Source organism: Komagataeibacter nataicola, from assembly GCF_003207795.1.
In the GTDB taxonomy this organism is placed as follows: domain Bacteria; phylum Pseudomonadota; class Alphaproteobacteria; order Acetobacterales; family Acetobacteraceae; genus Komagataeibacter; species Komagataeibacter nataicola.
Map to the genome: position 1 here is coordinate 1 of NZ_NIRT01000033.1, position 13,517 is coordinate 13,517.

A 13,517-nucleotide genomic window follows, 5' to 3' on the forward strand; every position below is an offset into this window, starting at 1 on the left:
CTCGCATACAACTGCAAAAGAATGGCACGGCTTCAGGCAGCATAAGCCGGGTCAGCCTCGGCGTTATCAGCCGCAAAATGCCCAACCCGACAGGCTGCTAGGTCCGGTGCCTGATGAACTGGACTCCGAGATCGATCAGCGCCGCCGCCAGCAGCAGCAGCGTCACCACGCGCAGGGCCAGCCGCAACCGGCGCTCACGCGGGGTGGGGGGCAGTTCGCGCCGGTTCATGATAAAGGGCTGGCGCGGATTGCCTTGATCGGGTCGTTCAGCCATTGCCCTGTTCCATCAGATGTTTCATGGATAAGCCACCATTTTACCAGAACAGATGGATAACACCAGAGCGTGCCCCTTCCCTTTCTCTGCCCGCGCATGACCTGGTCCGCGCTGCTGTTTTCCATGGTCCTGCTGGCCACCATGCCCAACCGCGCAGCCCATGCCCAGAACTGCGCGGAACTTGGCACAGGCCAGAAACTGCCCGTGGTGGATAACCCAAAACTGGCGCGTGATACGCAACTCCTGTGCAGCACCCGCTTTGCCGTGCTGTATTCCGCTTTGGCGCGTGAGCCGCTCTGGGTGGCCGAGCATCTCGACACCGCCATGATCCGCGCCGCCATGCAAACCCCGCGTGAAGGCGAATTTCACCCTGACACGCGTATTACCCCCGGCGCACGCGCGGAACTCCAGGATTACGTGCGCTCCGGCTTCGATCGTGGGCACATGGCGCCCTCGGGCGACATGCCCGACCGGCAGACCCAGCAGGAAACCTTCGCGCTCTCCAACATCGTGCCCCAGCGCCCGGTGCTGAACCGGGGCCGCTGGGCCGAGATCGAATCCGCGGTGCGAAACCTGGCCCTGCGCACGGGCAACCTTTACGTGGTCACCGGCCCGGCTTTTCACTCAAGCAGGCTGTCGGCCATCGGGGCTGACAGGGTGCTTGTGCCCACCTCCACATGGAAAGCGGTCTATGACCCGCGCAGGCAGCAATCTGGCGTGTATGTCTGCCATAATGTGGCGCGCAGCCCCGGTTGCAGCCATGTCAGCGTGGCGGAACTGACCCATATCACCGGCGTCGATCCCTTTCCCGCGCTGCCAGCCAGCGCCAAGCAGACCTGCATGGCGCTGCCGCTTGGGCATGCCCGCACGGCCACGAAGCACGCCCGCCGCCGCAGCAAGCGGCGTGTGTATTATCGCTGGTAAGAATGCTTTGATAAAAAACGGCAAAAGCTCTGGGCTGCCGCCTTTTTTCAAAAAAGCGGTGGTCCCTGAAGTTTTTTGAAAAAAGCTTCACCAAAAACTTCTGATGGTTTGCGGGTAGGCTTTTCACCCTGCCACCGGGAAATATTCTGGATGAAGGAGACATGACCATGACCGCCCACGCCCCCAAATCTACCGCCCTCGTGCCTTTTGCCGATAACAGCGCCAGCCGCACCATTGGCGGCATGACGGTGGAAAACGGCACCGACAGCATCGCCTTCTATGGCCAGACGGATTTTAGCCGCGACAGGGCCGGACTGGCACGCGCGCAGGCCTTGCTGGCGTTCATGCAGCAGGTTGTCACGACGCTCGAGGCACAGAAAGACCTGCCCGATGCCCTGCCACCGCGCAAACCCGCCAAGGTGGACAATCCCTTCATGTAACAGGGCACCCACCCTTGCCAAACGCACAACGGGGCCGGTCCATTGCTGGACCGACCCCGTTGAAAAACCCGTTTCCCGCAGCGCAGGGCTGCGGAAAAAGCCGGATCAGCGCTTGCTGAACTGGAAGGAACGGCGGGCCTTGGCGCGGCCGTACTTCTTACGTTCAACAACACGCGAATCGCGCGTCAGGAAGCCAGCGGCCTTCAGGATGCTGCGCAGCGCGGGCTCGTAGTGGGTCAGCGCACGGCTGATGCCGTGACGGACCGCACCGGCCTGCCCGGACAGACCACCACCAACGACCGTGCAGTACACGTCGAACTGGTTGTAACGGTCAGCCACCAGGAAGGGCTGCGTGATCAGCATGCGCAGCACGGGGCGCGCGAAGTAGGTGCCGACCGGACGGCCATTGACGATGATATCGCCCTTGCCCGGCTTGATCCACACGCGGGCCACGGCATCCTTACGGCGGCCGGTGGCGTAGGCACGGCCCTGCGCATCGCGCTTGGCTTCGTAAACCGGGGCGGCTTCCTGCGCGGACGTCACCTGGCCGGAAGCAACGGCTTCCTTGAGGTCAGCGAGCGTGCCCGTACGTTCTTGGGTTTCAGACATATGGTTCAGCCCCCGACCTTCTGGGTGTTGACGGCATTCTTGCGGTTGAGCGATGCAACATCGAGAACCTGCGGCTTCTGCCCCTCATGCGGGTGCTCGGCGCCAGCATAGACATACAGGTGCTTCATCTGCGCGCGCTGCAGCGGGCCGCGCGTAATCATGCGCTCGATGGCCTTGCGCACGACATGGCCGGGGTTCTTGCCGGTCAGGCGCTGGGTGATGGTGCGCTCCTTGATCCCGCCGGGGTAGCCGGTGTGATAATGGAACAGCTTCTGGTCAACCTTGTTGCCGGTCAGGCGAACCTTCTCGGCGTTGATGATGACGATATTGTCGCCACAATCAACGTGCGGGGTGAACTGCGGCTTGTGCTTGCCGCGCAGGCGCTGGGCAACGATGGCGGCCAGACGGCCAAGAACGAGGCCTTCGGCGTCGATCAGGGTCCAGCCACGCGTCACCTCGGCGGGCTTCAGCGAAAGTGTGGTCTTCATGGATCTAGTGTTCCGTCCAGTAATGTAGCGGTAACAGGTGGCGCGTTATCAGCCGCATCATGTGCAAACGTCAAGCACATAATCCCTCTCAGGCGGCATTTTTCCGCTAAAAAATCGTGTGTGGTATCATGATACCGCCATCTTTCGCATCACGACCTTCCCACGGGCGATTGCCGAGGAGGGGCACAATGCGATAGCAGTCAGTTCACGGTCATTACGGATATCAGCCTCGTGAAGAAACTCTATCCCGCCATTCCCCTGCTTGTACTGGTGCTGCTGGTTGGCAGCTGGGGGGTGCATCACTTTGCCCAGCACAGGCTTGAAGCCGGCATAGCCGACTTCCGCGCCTCCATCGGGCCGAATGCCACGTTCAGCTACGCCACGGCCCGGCCGCGCACGCTGGCGCGCGGCGCGCATTTCACGGCCGTCACCTACCACAACCCCGCCATGACGCTGATCGCGGCTGACGTGCGGCTCGGCGGGCTGACCGGCAACAACGTGCAGGGCGAGAAGATCGGCAGCATCGTGCTGCGCGATGTCAAGATCATGACCCAGACCAGCTCCATCTCGCTCGACGAGGTGGACCTGCACAACCTGGTCCTGCCCAATACCGACCGTGCGAGCGCTGATTCCAGCCGCCCGCTCGGCTTCGATTCCCTCGTGCTGGATCAGGGCACGTTCACCAACATGCACCTGGCCATTCCCGCCAGCCAGACCGATGTGACCGTCGCCCACATGACCGTGGACCAGTACGGGATGGGCCGCGCCTCGCATCTCGATCTCGACCGGCTGGCCACCCAGATCAACCTCACGCCCACGCGCCGCATCTCGGTCGATCACATCAAGATCGACGGGCCGGATTTTGCCAGCGAGGTCGCGAGTCTGATCCAGTCGGGCCACCTGATCCATGAAAGCCATCCGCATACGATGGACCTCAGGAAGGTGGAGATCGACAGCACCCACCCCATGCTCCAGATCGACCATGTCGCCACCTCCAGCTTCTCCACCGCGACGGAGGACAAGATGGACACGACCCTGAGCAACTTCATGCTGTGGTCCACCGGCACGGATAACCAGACGATTCTCAATGCGTTCGGCTATGACCATTTCAACGGCAACATCCACATCAACAGCACCAGCGACCGCAGTGCCGGGCGCGTGCATCTTGAACCGATGACCATCGAGTCGGCCGACATGGGCAACCTGACCGTGGTGGCCGAGCTGGACCAGATTCCCTTTGATGACATGGCCATCATCCCCGAGACCGCGCGCATCGTTTCCGCCGCCATGACATGGGAGGACCACTCCCTGGCCGCCCATGTGCTGGCCGGACTGGCCAAAAGCCGCGATACCGACCCCGAAATCTACCGCCAGAACCTGCTGGCCTCGCTGGCCTCCTCCGATGACGCCTCGCTGCGCGCCATGGGCCGGTTCCTGCAATCGCCGCAGGACCACCCGCTGCAGATCGCGCTGCGCCCGATGAAGCCGGTCAACCTGATGATGCTCGGTGTGGCCCTGTCGATGGCGGGCGACCCGTCGGTCGCGGCCCCGCTGGGCCTGACCATTTCCACGCCCTGATGCCCCGCTCCGGCCCCGTGCATGTCATCGGGGCCAATGGCCGCTCGGGGCTGGCGCTGTGCCGGGCGCTGCGGGCCGGGGGGCGCAATGTCGTGCCCATCGTGCGCGATACGGCGCGCTGGCAGGCAGCCCGCCTGCCCATTCCCGCCCGGCTGGCCGACCTTGCGCATGACCCCGCCCGCCTGCGCCACGCCCTGCATGACGCCACCACCATTGTGCTGACCGCCCATGCCCGCCACCTGCCCGCAGTGCTGGCCACAGCCCCCCCGCAGGCGCGAATCGTGGCCCTGGGCAGCACGCGCATCTTTACCCGCTGGCCCGATGCCCATGCGCGCGGCGTGCTTGAGGGTGCTCAGGCGCTGGCAGGCTCAGGCCGCGACGGCGTGCTGCTGCACCCCACCATGATCTATGGCGCAACGGGCGAGAACAATGTGCAGCGCCTGGCGGCCCTGATGCGCCGCCTGCCGGTGCTGCCGCTACCGGGCGGCGGGCGCGCGCGGCTCCAGCCCATCTGGCAGGGTGACGTCACCCGTGCGCTGCTCGCCGCCATCGGGCGCGCGTGGCATGGGCCGCATAGTCTGGTTATCGCAGGGGGGGATCAGGTCAGCTACCGGGACTTCACGCGCATGGTAGCCGTGGCCGCCGGACTGGGGCCGCGGCCGGTGCTGCCGGTGCCGAGTGCCGTGCTGATGGCGCTGGCGCGGCTCAGGCTGCCGGGGCTGCCCACCATTACGCCCGCCGAGATCCGGCGGCTTCAGGAAGACAAGATTTTCGATATTGCCCCCATGCACGCGCAGCTCGGGCTTATGCCCCTGCCGCTGGCGGCGGGGCTTGCCCGTACGTTCGGGGTAGGGGCCTTTTGCTGAAACGCGACAGAAGACAAAGCCTTCCGGGGGAGGCTTCAGCAAAAGATCTCTGATTTTTCAGGGAAATACGGGTTGGGGCGAACGACGGGGCTCGAACCCGCGACCACCGGTACCACAAACCGGCGCTCTACCAACTGAGCTACGTCCGCCACAACTGGAGCGGTTATTTAGAGAAGCCGGACAGACCCGTCAATTACCCTTTTTGCATTTTCATGACATTTTCCGCGCAGAGCTGTGCGCGCACGCCCTGCAGCCGCTGCACCGCCTGTGAAATGACGCCCGCTTTCTTGCAGAACGCAAAACGCACATAGCGGCCGGGAATATCCGCGCCCGTATCATCATAAAAGGCTGAGACGGGAATGGCCGCCACCCCCACCCTGCGCGTCATCTGCTGGCAAAACGCCACGTCACCCCCCGCAAATCCCAGCGGCGTGATATCGGCGATCAGGAAGTAGCTGCCATCGCACGGCAGCACGTCGAATCCGGCGCGAAGCAGCCCTTTGGCCAGCCCGTCACGCGCGGAGCGCATGCTCTCGGCCAGCCGCTCGAAATAGGCGGTATCCTTGTCCAGCCCCACCGCCACGGCGCGTTGCAGGTTGGGTGCGACGGTAAAGGTGAGCAACTGGTGCGCCTTGGCCACGAGGGCGGCCAGTGGCGCGGGCGCAGTGACATAGCCCACCTTCCACCCGGTCATGGAAAAACTCTTGCCCGCGCTGCCAATGCGGATGCAGCGCTCGCGCATGCCCGGCAGCGCCATGAGCGGCAGGTGGCGGGCTGGCGCGAAAGTGAGGTGTTCATACACCTCGTCGCACACGGCATAGGCATCATGCTTTGCCACCAGGCCCGCGATGAATTCCAGCTCGTCACGCGTGAACACCTTGCCGGTGGGGTTCATGGGCGTGTTGAGCAAGATGGCCTTGGTGCGCGGGGTAAAGGCGGCCGCGAGTTCCGCGCGCGGCAGGTCCCACCGCGGCGGAGCGAGGCGCACGGTGCGCACCACGGCGCCGAGCAGACGCAGCACCGGCAGGTAAGTGTCGTATAGCGGTTCGAACACCACCACCTCGTCGCCCCGGTTGACCAGCGCCATGAGCGAGGCGGTGATGGCCTCGGTCGCGCCACATGTCACCACCACTTCCCGCGCGGGCTCGACGGTAATGCCATAAAAACGCGCGTTTGACCGCGCAACCGCGCCCTGCAGCTCGGGCAGGCCGGCAAGCGGGGGGTACTGGTTGCGCCCGTCGCGCAGGGCGCCTGCCGCGGCCTCGACAAGGTCGGCCGGGCCTTCGGTATCGGGAAAGCCCTGGCCGAGATTGATGGCGTCATGCTCCACGGCCAGGGCCGACATGACGGAAAATATGGTGGTTGGCAGCCCTGAAAGCATCGCGTTGGCGGGTTTCATCGTCTTATCCTGTCCGTATGCGCATGGGTGCGGGCAATGCGCATTTTTGCCCATATCACCCGATTGCCTGAAAACGAAAGCCGTGCAACCCTGCCACGGCAACACGGGCGGCATGCGCTACAGATGCCATGAGACGGAAGACAGACCAACAGGCATGAAAAAGATCGAGGCCATCATCAAGCCCTTCAAGCTCGACGAGGTGAAGGACGCCCTGCATGAGATCGGCCTGATGGGCATTACCGTCACCGAGGCCAAGGGCTTTGGCCGCCAGAAGGGCCACACGGAACTGTATCGCGGCGCGGAATACATCATCGACTTCCTGCCCAAGGTAAAGCTTGAAATCGTCTGCCCCGATGACATGACCGAGCGCGCGGTCGAGGCCATCATGGCCGCCGGCCGCATCGGCGATGGCAAGATCTTCATCACTCCAGTCAGCGAGGTGATCCGCATCCGCACGGGCGAGCGCGGGCCTGACGCCATCTGAGGGTTGGCCTGCAAACATGGGTCTCATGGCGGCTGGCCTATCGACAGCGGCCTTGCGTTTCCGTAACCATAACCGCCGCGCCGCATGGAACCGCACACCAAAGTCAGGACAGGTAATTAACAATGGCAAAAAAAGCACAGGCTTCAGCCTCGGTTTCCACACCGTCGCATTCTGCTGAAGCCATCGCGAAGGTTTTTGAGATCATCAAGGAAAACGCGGTCGAGATGGTTGACCTGCGTTTCACCGATCCGCGTGGCAAGTGGCACCACACCACCCAGTACGTCACCACGATCGAGGATGACACCTTCCGCGAAGGCTTCATGTTCGATGGCTCCTCCATCGCGGGGTGGAAAGCCATCAACGAAAGCGACATGATCCTGTTGCCTGACCCGACCACCGCGGTGATGGACCCGTTCTCCGCCAAGCCGCAGCTGATCCTGATCTGCGATATCGTGGAGCCCTCCACCGGGCAGTTCTACAACCGCGATCCCCGCGCCACCGCCAAGCTGGCCGAGCAGTACCTCAAGTCGACCGGCCTGGGTGATACCGCCTTCTTCGGCCCCGAAGCCGAATTCTTCATCTTTGACAGCGTGCGTTTTGGCACCGGCCCGAACTTCGGCACCTACGAGCTCGAAAGCATCGAAGGCCCCGGCGCGTCGCTCAAGGATTACCCCGAGGGCAACATGGGCCACCGTCCGGGTGTCAAGGGCGGTTACTTCCCCGTGGCCCCGGTTGACAGCGAAGGCGACCTGCGCGCCGAAATGCTGACCACCATGGGCGAGATGGGCCTGCCCATCGAGAAGCACCACCACGAAGTGGCGCAGTCGCAGCACGAGCTGGGCACCAAGTTCGACACGCTGGTCCGCTCCGCCGACTTCATGCAGATCTACAAGTACTGCGTGCACAACGTCGCCCATTCCTACGGCAAGACGGCAACCTTCATGCCCAAGCCGATCTATGGCGATAACGGCTCTGGCATGCATGTGCACCAGTCCATCTGGCGCAACGGCAAGCCCACCTTTGGCGGCAACGGCTATGCCGACCTGTCCGATGAGGCGCTGTACTACATCGGCGGCATCATCAAGCACGCCAAGGCGCTCAACGCCTTCACCAACCCGTCCACCAACTCCTACAAGCGTCTGATCCCGGGCTTCGAGGCCCCCGTGCTGCTGGCCTATTCCGCCCGCAACCGTTCCGCCTCGTGCCGCATTCCGTATGCGACCAGCCCGAAGGCGAAGCGCGTCGAGGTCCGCTTCCCCGATCCGACCGCGAACCCCTACCTCGCCTTTGCCGCCATGCTTATGGCCGGCCTCGACGGCATCAAGAACAAGATCCACCCCGGCGATGCCATGGACAAGGATCTGTACGACCTGCCGCCCGAGGAACTGAAGCAGATCCCGACCGTGGCCGGCTCGCTGCGTGAAGCCCTGACCGCGCTGGAAGCCGATTACGAGTTCCTGCTCGCCGGTGGCGTGTTCACCAAGGACCAGATCGAGAGCTACTGTGAAGTGAAGTGGCAGGAAGTCTACAAGTTCGAGCACACGCCGCACCCGGCCGAGTTCGAGATGTACTACTCCGTCTGATCCTGCCCCCTACGGGGAACAGAGCCGACATGAAAAGCGCCGGAACCTTACGGGTTCCGGCGCTTTTTTCATGTCCGGCCTCACGGCCACGCGCACGTTTGCTCGATTGCGTGGTCCGCGCACTGGTCGCAGCCGCCATATCGCCTACACCTTGGGAGCCTCCATCAGCGCAAGGACAGACCATGACCCAGATGCCCCCCGCCACCATGCAGGCCGTGACCGTGAGCGAACCGGGTGGCCCCGATTCCCTGTGCCTCTCCACCATGCCCGTGCCCGTGCCCCGCGCAGGCGAGGTGCTGGTGCGGGTGATGGCCGCAGGCATCAACCGCCCCGACATCATGCAGCGCCAGGGCCTGTATCCGCCGCCGCCGGGTGCCAGCCCCCTGCTGGGGCTGGAGGTAGCGGGCGAGGTCGTGGCGATTGGCGAAGGCGTGCCGCCCGATGCCTTTCCCGCGCTGGGCGCGCGGGTGTGCGCGCTGGTCAATGGCGGGGGTTACGCGCAGTACTGCACCGTGCCTGCGGGCCAGTGCCTGCCCTGGCCCGCAGGGTTTGACGCCCCGCACGCCGCAGCCCTGCCCGAGACGTTCTTTACCGTATGGTCCAACCTGTTCATGACGGCGGGGCTGAAGCCCGGTGAAAGCGTGCTGGTGCATGGCGGCACCAGCGGCATCGGCACTACCGCCATCCAGCTTGTGCATGCCCTGGGCGGCACGGTTTACGCCACTGCCGGCACGGACGAAAAATGCACCCTGTGCACCACACTGGGCGCAAAAGCCGCCATCAACTACCGCACCGAGGCGTTCCCCACGCGCATCAAGGAACTGACGGATGGCGAGGGGGTGAATGTCATCCTCGACATGATTGGCGGGGCCTATATGGACGGCAACCTCAAATCCCTGGCCGTTGGCGGGCGGCTGGTCATCATCGCGCTCCAGGGGGGGGCCAAGGCCGATGGCGTGAGCCTTGCGCGCATCATGACGCGCAGGCTGGTGGTGACCGGCAGCACGCTGCGCCCGCGTGATGCGGCCTACAAGGCCGAAATCGCCCGCGAACTCGAGGCCCATGTCTGGCCGCTGCTGACCCGGCGGGCCATCCGCCCGCTCATCCATGCCACCTTCCCCTTGGCGCGGGTTGCCGACGCCCATAAACTCATGGAAAACGGAACCCATATGGGCAAGATCATGCTGGACCTGCAACAGCCGCCCCGACAGACGACCGGACGATAGGAACACAAGCTGGTGCTACTGAACGTCATTGAGCGCGGACCCGATGAAACCGGGCCCGACACGGCCGGCAGGCCCCCCATCGTCCTGCTGCACGGGCTGTTCGGGCGGGCGCGCAACCTTGGCTTCTTTCAGCGCAGGCTCGCACGCACCCGGCGCACGCTCGCCATCGACCTGCGCAACCATGGCGAAAGCCCGCACGGACTGATGGACTACAACACCATGGCGGGCGACCTGCTGGAAACGCTGGCCCACCACAACGCACTGCCCGCAACGCTGGTCGGCCACTCCATGGGCGGCAAGGTGGCCATGACCCTGACCCGGCCGGGCATGGTCCACAGCCTGCTCGTGGCCGACATTCCGCCCGCGCGCACCGGCCACGGGCAGTTTGCACTGGGCGAGCAGATGCTGCGGGTGCCGTTTCCGCCCTTTCTCAACCGGGCGGGGGCGGAGCGGCTGCTCCAGCATTACATCCCCAACACCGATGTGCGGGCACTGATGCTGCAGAACATCCGTGTGGGGGAAAACCCCGGCTGGAGCATCGGCCTGCGCGAGATGGTGGAATCGATGTCCAACGTCGAGAGCTGGCCCTACATCCCCGAAGGCTATACCTATCCCGGCCCCACGCTGTTCCTGGCGGGCGGGAATTCGCCCTATATCCGTCCCGAACATTATGCCATCATGCGCAGGCTTTTTCCGTGCTACCGGCTTGAACTGATCGAACGGGCAGGGCACTGGCTGCATGTCGAAAACCCGGAGAGATTCGCCGAACTGCTGGAAAACTTTGTCGAAAGCTACTGAAGTAGCCCTCCGTTACGCATCCGGTCCTTGACAGGCCCCCCCCCCGCGTCAGTTATGCTGGCAACATGCCAGGGCAGGCAGGCAGGCCCCGGCACCAGACCCACACGGCGGAGACCCGCAGCCTTTCATGACGGTGACACTCAGTCCCTCCTCCCGGCGGCCAGAGGCCGTGGAGCCCGTACTGATCCCCCGCGACCCGCCACCTGGGGGCGGCCTGCCACGCAATGGCCGCACGGAACAGTACAACCCGCCCGAGCGCGAAAGGCTGCTGCCCGGCAACCCCGTGCCGCCGCCGCCCGGCTACCGCAAGCTGCGCCCCATGATGTCGGGCCTGATCCGCCCCGACACGGTGGAAACGCCCGGCCCCGGGCGCGCCATTGCCATATCGGGGCTGCTGCATGCCGCCCTGCTGGCCGCGATCCTGATTGAATCCGCCCATCATAGCCAGCATGGCACGCCCGACGCCACGCGCACGGAGCCGCAGGTGGAGATGGTGTTCTCGCCCCCCACCTCCAGCGGGCTGCAGGGCCAGTCCTCGCCTGACATGGCGGGCGGGCAGAACGCCCACAGGCAGCAGCAGGACAAGGAACCCGAAGCCAGCGCGCAGGAAAAGACCAACACCCCGCAGCAGAACAGCGAGGATTCGTCCCCCTCCGCCAATGCCCCGACCGATGACACCCCCTCCGCCCCGCCGCTGAGCGAAGCACCCTCCGACCTGTCGGTGCCGCAGTCGCAGCAGCAGGACAGGTTCAACCCCGCCATGCAGAACTCCGGCCACGGCAGCCGCCCGGCCCAGCAGTCGCACAGCCAGTCCTCGCCCAATGCCTATGCGGCGCTGCAGCACCCGATGAACTGGTCGCTCTCCGCCTCCCCCCTTCCCCGGCGCAGCAGGCAGGGGCGCGCGGGCGGCACAGGCGGGCCGATCGACCTCTCGCTGGGGCCGGTAGTGCAGAATGGCAAGATCAATGCCCCCTACTCCACCAATACCCAGATCAAGGGCGTGAGCGACGATTACGGCGAGGAACTTCAACGCTGGATCCACAGCCACCTGTACTACCCCATGGAAGCCGTCCAGGCTGGCGAGGAAGGCCCGGCTTCGGTTCATGTGGAAGTCGATCGCGACGGCCGCGTGACCAAGGTGCGCCTGACCGGGCAATCCGGCTCGTACTACCTTGACGCGGCGGCGACAGGCATATTCCGCAACGCCCAGCTACCCCCCGTGCCGCCCGACATGCAGGGCGATACCTTCCCCATTGACCTGACCATCAACTACATCCTGATCCGCCGCTAAGCGCACGGGCACAAGGAGATTCATCGCCATGGACACAGAACAGCTCCTGCACCAGGCCGGGCATGACTTCCACGCCTTCGACAATGCCGATGCCGCCGTGGCCCGCATTACCGAGCTTTATGACCATGCCGCCGGGCTGATCCGCCACGCCTTCGCCACGCGCGATACATCGGGCCTGGCGGATGCGGTCTATCCCTATCTCGCCTTCACGCCCGCAGCCCCCCTGCCCGCCGATGGGCCGCGCCCGCCCTTTGACGTGGTGCTCGAGCCCGGATTCTATGGCACCACGCTCACCCGTCCCGCCCTGTTCGGCGCCTACTGGTACGAGCAGATCGCAAGCCTGCTGCACCATTACCGCACGCCGGTCATGGTGGGACTATCGCGTCAGCCCATCCCGCTCTCCTACGTGATGGAGGAGGCGGTGACCTCGCTGACCGAATCCGACCTTGCCTGGATCCAGACGCATTTCGCGCTGCCTGACCTGCACGTGACCGACGATTCGATCGCCAACTGCGAATACATCCCCCGCCCCGACGTGCCGCGCCCGCTCGCCCTGTTCACCGCCCAGCGCACCGATTACTCGCTGGCGCGGCTGCACCACTACACCGGCACGGCGCCAAGGCATTTCCAGCGTTTCATCCTGCTGACCAACTACCAGCGCTATGTCGATGCATTTCGTGAATACGGGCATGCGCAGGTGGATGCCGGGTCGGAATATACATCCTTTGTCGAGCCGGGCGAGATCATCCACACCCGCGAGTCCCCCCACGCGGCCACCCATGCGGGCCAGAGCCTGCCACAGATGCCCGCCTACCACCTGTGCCGCCCCGATGGCGATGGCATCACACTCATCAACATTGGCGTCGGCCCCGCCAACGCCAAGACCATTACCGACCATCTGGCCGTGCTGCGCCCGCATTGCTGGCTGATGGTGGGGCATTGCGCGGGGCTGCGGCGCAGCCAGAAGCTGGGTGACTACGTGCTGGCGCATGGCTACCTGCGCGATGACCATGTGCTCGATGACGACCTGCCGCCCTGGGTGCCCGTGCCCCCCATTGCCGAGGTGCAGATGGCGCTACAGGACGTGACCGCCCGCGTGACCGGCCTGCATGATGCCGAGGTGAAAACCCGCCTGCGCACCGGCACGGTCATGACCACCGACAACCGCAACTGGGAGCTGCGGCTGGGTGCGCTGTTCACGCGCATCAACACATCCCGCGCCATTGCGGTGGACATGGAATCGGCCACGATTGCCGCCAACGGCTTCCGCTTCAGGGTGCCTTACGGCACGCTGCTCTGTGTTTCGGACAAGCCGCTGCATGGCGAACTCAAGCTGCGCGGCATGGCCAATGCCTTCTACCGCGAGCGCGTGCGCCAGCATCTTGTGGTGGGAATCGAGACCATGCAGCAGTTGCGCGCGCAGGGGGTAGACCGGCTGCATTCGCGCAAGCTGCGCGGGTTTGACGAGCCTGCCTTCCGCTAAATCATTAAAGTCATAAAAGTTTTTGGATGCCGCCTTTTTCAAAAAGGCCGCGTTCTTTTGAAGCTTTTATCCGT

14 protein-coding genes and 1 tRNA gene are annotated in these 13,517 nt (G+C 64.4%); 10 read left to right on the top strand and 5 right to left on the bottom strand.

The window, feature by feature from the left end; all coding sequences use genetic code 11:
- Nucleotides 1-97: 97 nt before the first annotated feature.
- The gene (locus CDI09_RS18270; protein ID WP_167370188.1) at nucleotides 98-274 is read right to left on the bottom strand and encodes a hypothetical protein; all 177 of its coding nucleotides are present in this window, start codon (nucleotides 272-274) and stop codon (nucleotides 98-100) included.
- A 96-nt stretch (nucleotides 275-370) separates the two neighbouring features.
- Between CDI09_RS18270 and CDI09_RS13890 the strand changes: the two genes are divergently transcribed.
- On the top strand, nucleotides 371-1,198 hold the full coding sequence (locus CDI09_RS13890) for a DNA/RNA non-specific endonuclease (protein WP_078525213.1): 828 nt from the start codon (nucleotides 371-373) through the stop codon (nucleotides 1,196-1,198).
- Nucleotides 1,199-1,365: 167 nt separating this feature from the next.
- Entirely contained in the window at nucleotides 1,366-1,638 is a 273-nt protein-coding gene (locus CDI09_RS13895; RefSeq protein ID WP_078527827.1) for a hypothetical protein, read from the top strand.
- Between the two features lie 105 nt (nucleotides 1,639-1,743).
- Here the strand turns inward: CDI09_RS13895 and rpsI are convergent, their stop codons facing one another.
- Nucleotides 1,744-2,247, bottom strand: coding sequence for a 30S ribosomal protein S9 (gene rpsI / locus CDI09_RS13900; RefSeq protein ID WP_061272413.1), 504 nt, complete (start codon nucleotides 2,245-2,247; stop codon nucleotides 1,744-1,746).
- A 5-nt stretch (nucleotides 2,248-2,252) separates the two neighbouring features.
- Entirely contained in the window at nucleotides 2,253-2,735 is a 483-nt protein-coding gene (gene rplM, locus CDI09_RS13905; RefSeq protein WP_061272411.1) for a 50S ribosomal protein L13, read from the bottom strand.
- A 231-nt stretch (nucleotides 2,736-2,966) separates the two neighbouring features.
- On the opposite strand from rplM, the gene CDI09_RS13910 reads away from it, so the two are divergent.
- Together CDI09_RS13910 and CDI09_RS13915 are read left to right on the top strand one after the other, a co-directional pair.
- Nucleotides 2,967-4,313: a hypothetical protein gene (locus tag CDI09_RS13910; protein ID WP_078525215.1), complete on the top strand. Its 1,347-nt coding sequence runs from the start codon at nucleotides 2,967-2,969 to the stop codon at nucleotides 4,311-4,313.
- On the top strand, nucleotides 4,313-5,179 hold the full coding sequence (locus tag CDI09_RS13915) for an SDR family oxidoreductase (RefSeq protein WP_078525217.1): 867 nt from the start codon (nucleotides 4,313-4,315) through the stop codon (nucleotides 5,177-5,179). The genes CDI09_RS13910 and CDI09_RS13915 overlap by 1 nt, the downstream gene beginning before the upstream one ends.
- Before the next feature lie 73 nt (nucleotides 5,180-5,252).
- Here the strand turns inward: CDI09_RS13915 and CDI09_RS13920 are convergent.
- Both CDI09_RS13920 and CDI09_RS13925 read right to left on the bottom strand, forming a co-directional pair.
- Nucleotides 5,253-5,328, bottom strand: a tRNA-His gene (locus CDI09_RS13920).
- A 44-nt stretch (nucleotides 5,329-5,372) separates the two neighbouring features.
- Nucleotides 5,373-6,578, bottom strand: coding sequence for an aminotransferase (locus CDI09_RS13925; RefSeq protein WP_078525219.1), 1,206 nt, complete (start codon nucleotides 6,576-6,578; stop codon nucleotides 5,373-5,375).
- Nucleotides 6,579-6,732: 154 nt separating this feature from the next.
- Between CDI09_RS13925 and CDI09_RS13930 the strand changes: the two genes are divergently transcribed.
- From CDI09_RS13930 to CDI09_RS13955, 6 genes are all read left to right on the top strand, one after another.
- Nucleotides 6,733-7,062 (top strand): P-II family nitrogen regulator, encoded by a 330-nt coding sequence (locus CDI09_RS13930; protein ID WP_078525222.1) that lies wholly within the window; start codon nucleotides 6,733-6,735, stop codon nucleotides 7,060-7,062.
- Nucleotides 7,063-7,184: 122 nt separating this feature from the next.
- Complete coding sequence (glnA, locus tag CDI09_RS13935) at nucleotides 7,185-8,645, top strand: type I glutamate--ammonia ligase (RefSeq protein ID WP_078525224.1); 1,461 nt, start codon at nucleotides 7,185-7,187, stop codon at nucleotides 8,643-8,645.
- Between the two features lie 182 nt (nucleotides 8,646-8,827).
- Complete coding sequence (locus CDI09_RS13940; RefSeq protein WP_205836679.1) at nucleotides 8,828-9,871, top strand: NAD(P)H-quinone oxidoreductase; 1,044 nt, start codon at nucleotides 8,828-8,830, stop codon at nucleotides 9,869-9,871.
- Between the two features lie 12 nt (nucleotides 9,872-9,883).
- On the top strand, nucleotides 9,884-10,669 hold the full coding sequence (locus CDI09_RS13945; RefSeq protein ID WP_078525226.1) for an alpha/beta fold hydrolase: 786 nt from the start codon (nucleotides 9,884-9,886) through the stop codon (nucleotides 10,667-10,669).
- 127 nt (nucleotides 10,670-10,796) lie between these two features.
- The gene (locus CDI09_RS13950; RefSeq protein ID WP_078525228.1) at nucleotides 10,797-11,960 is read left to right on the top strand and encodes an energy transducer TonB; all 1,164 of its coding nucleotides are present in this window, start codon (nucleotides 10,797-10,799) and stop codon (nucleotides 11,958-11,960) included.
- Nucleotides 11,961-11,988: 28 nt separating this feature from the next.
- A complete protein-coding gene (locus CDI09_RS13955) occupies nucleotides 11,989-13,443 on the top strand; it encodes an AMP nucleosidase (RefSeq protein WP_078525230.1) in 1,455 nt (484 codons plus the stop codon).
- The last annotated feature ends 74 nt before the right edge of the window (nucleotides 13,444-13,517 follow it).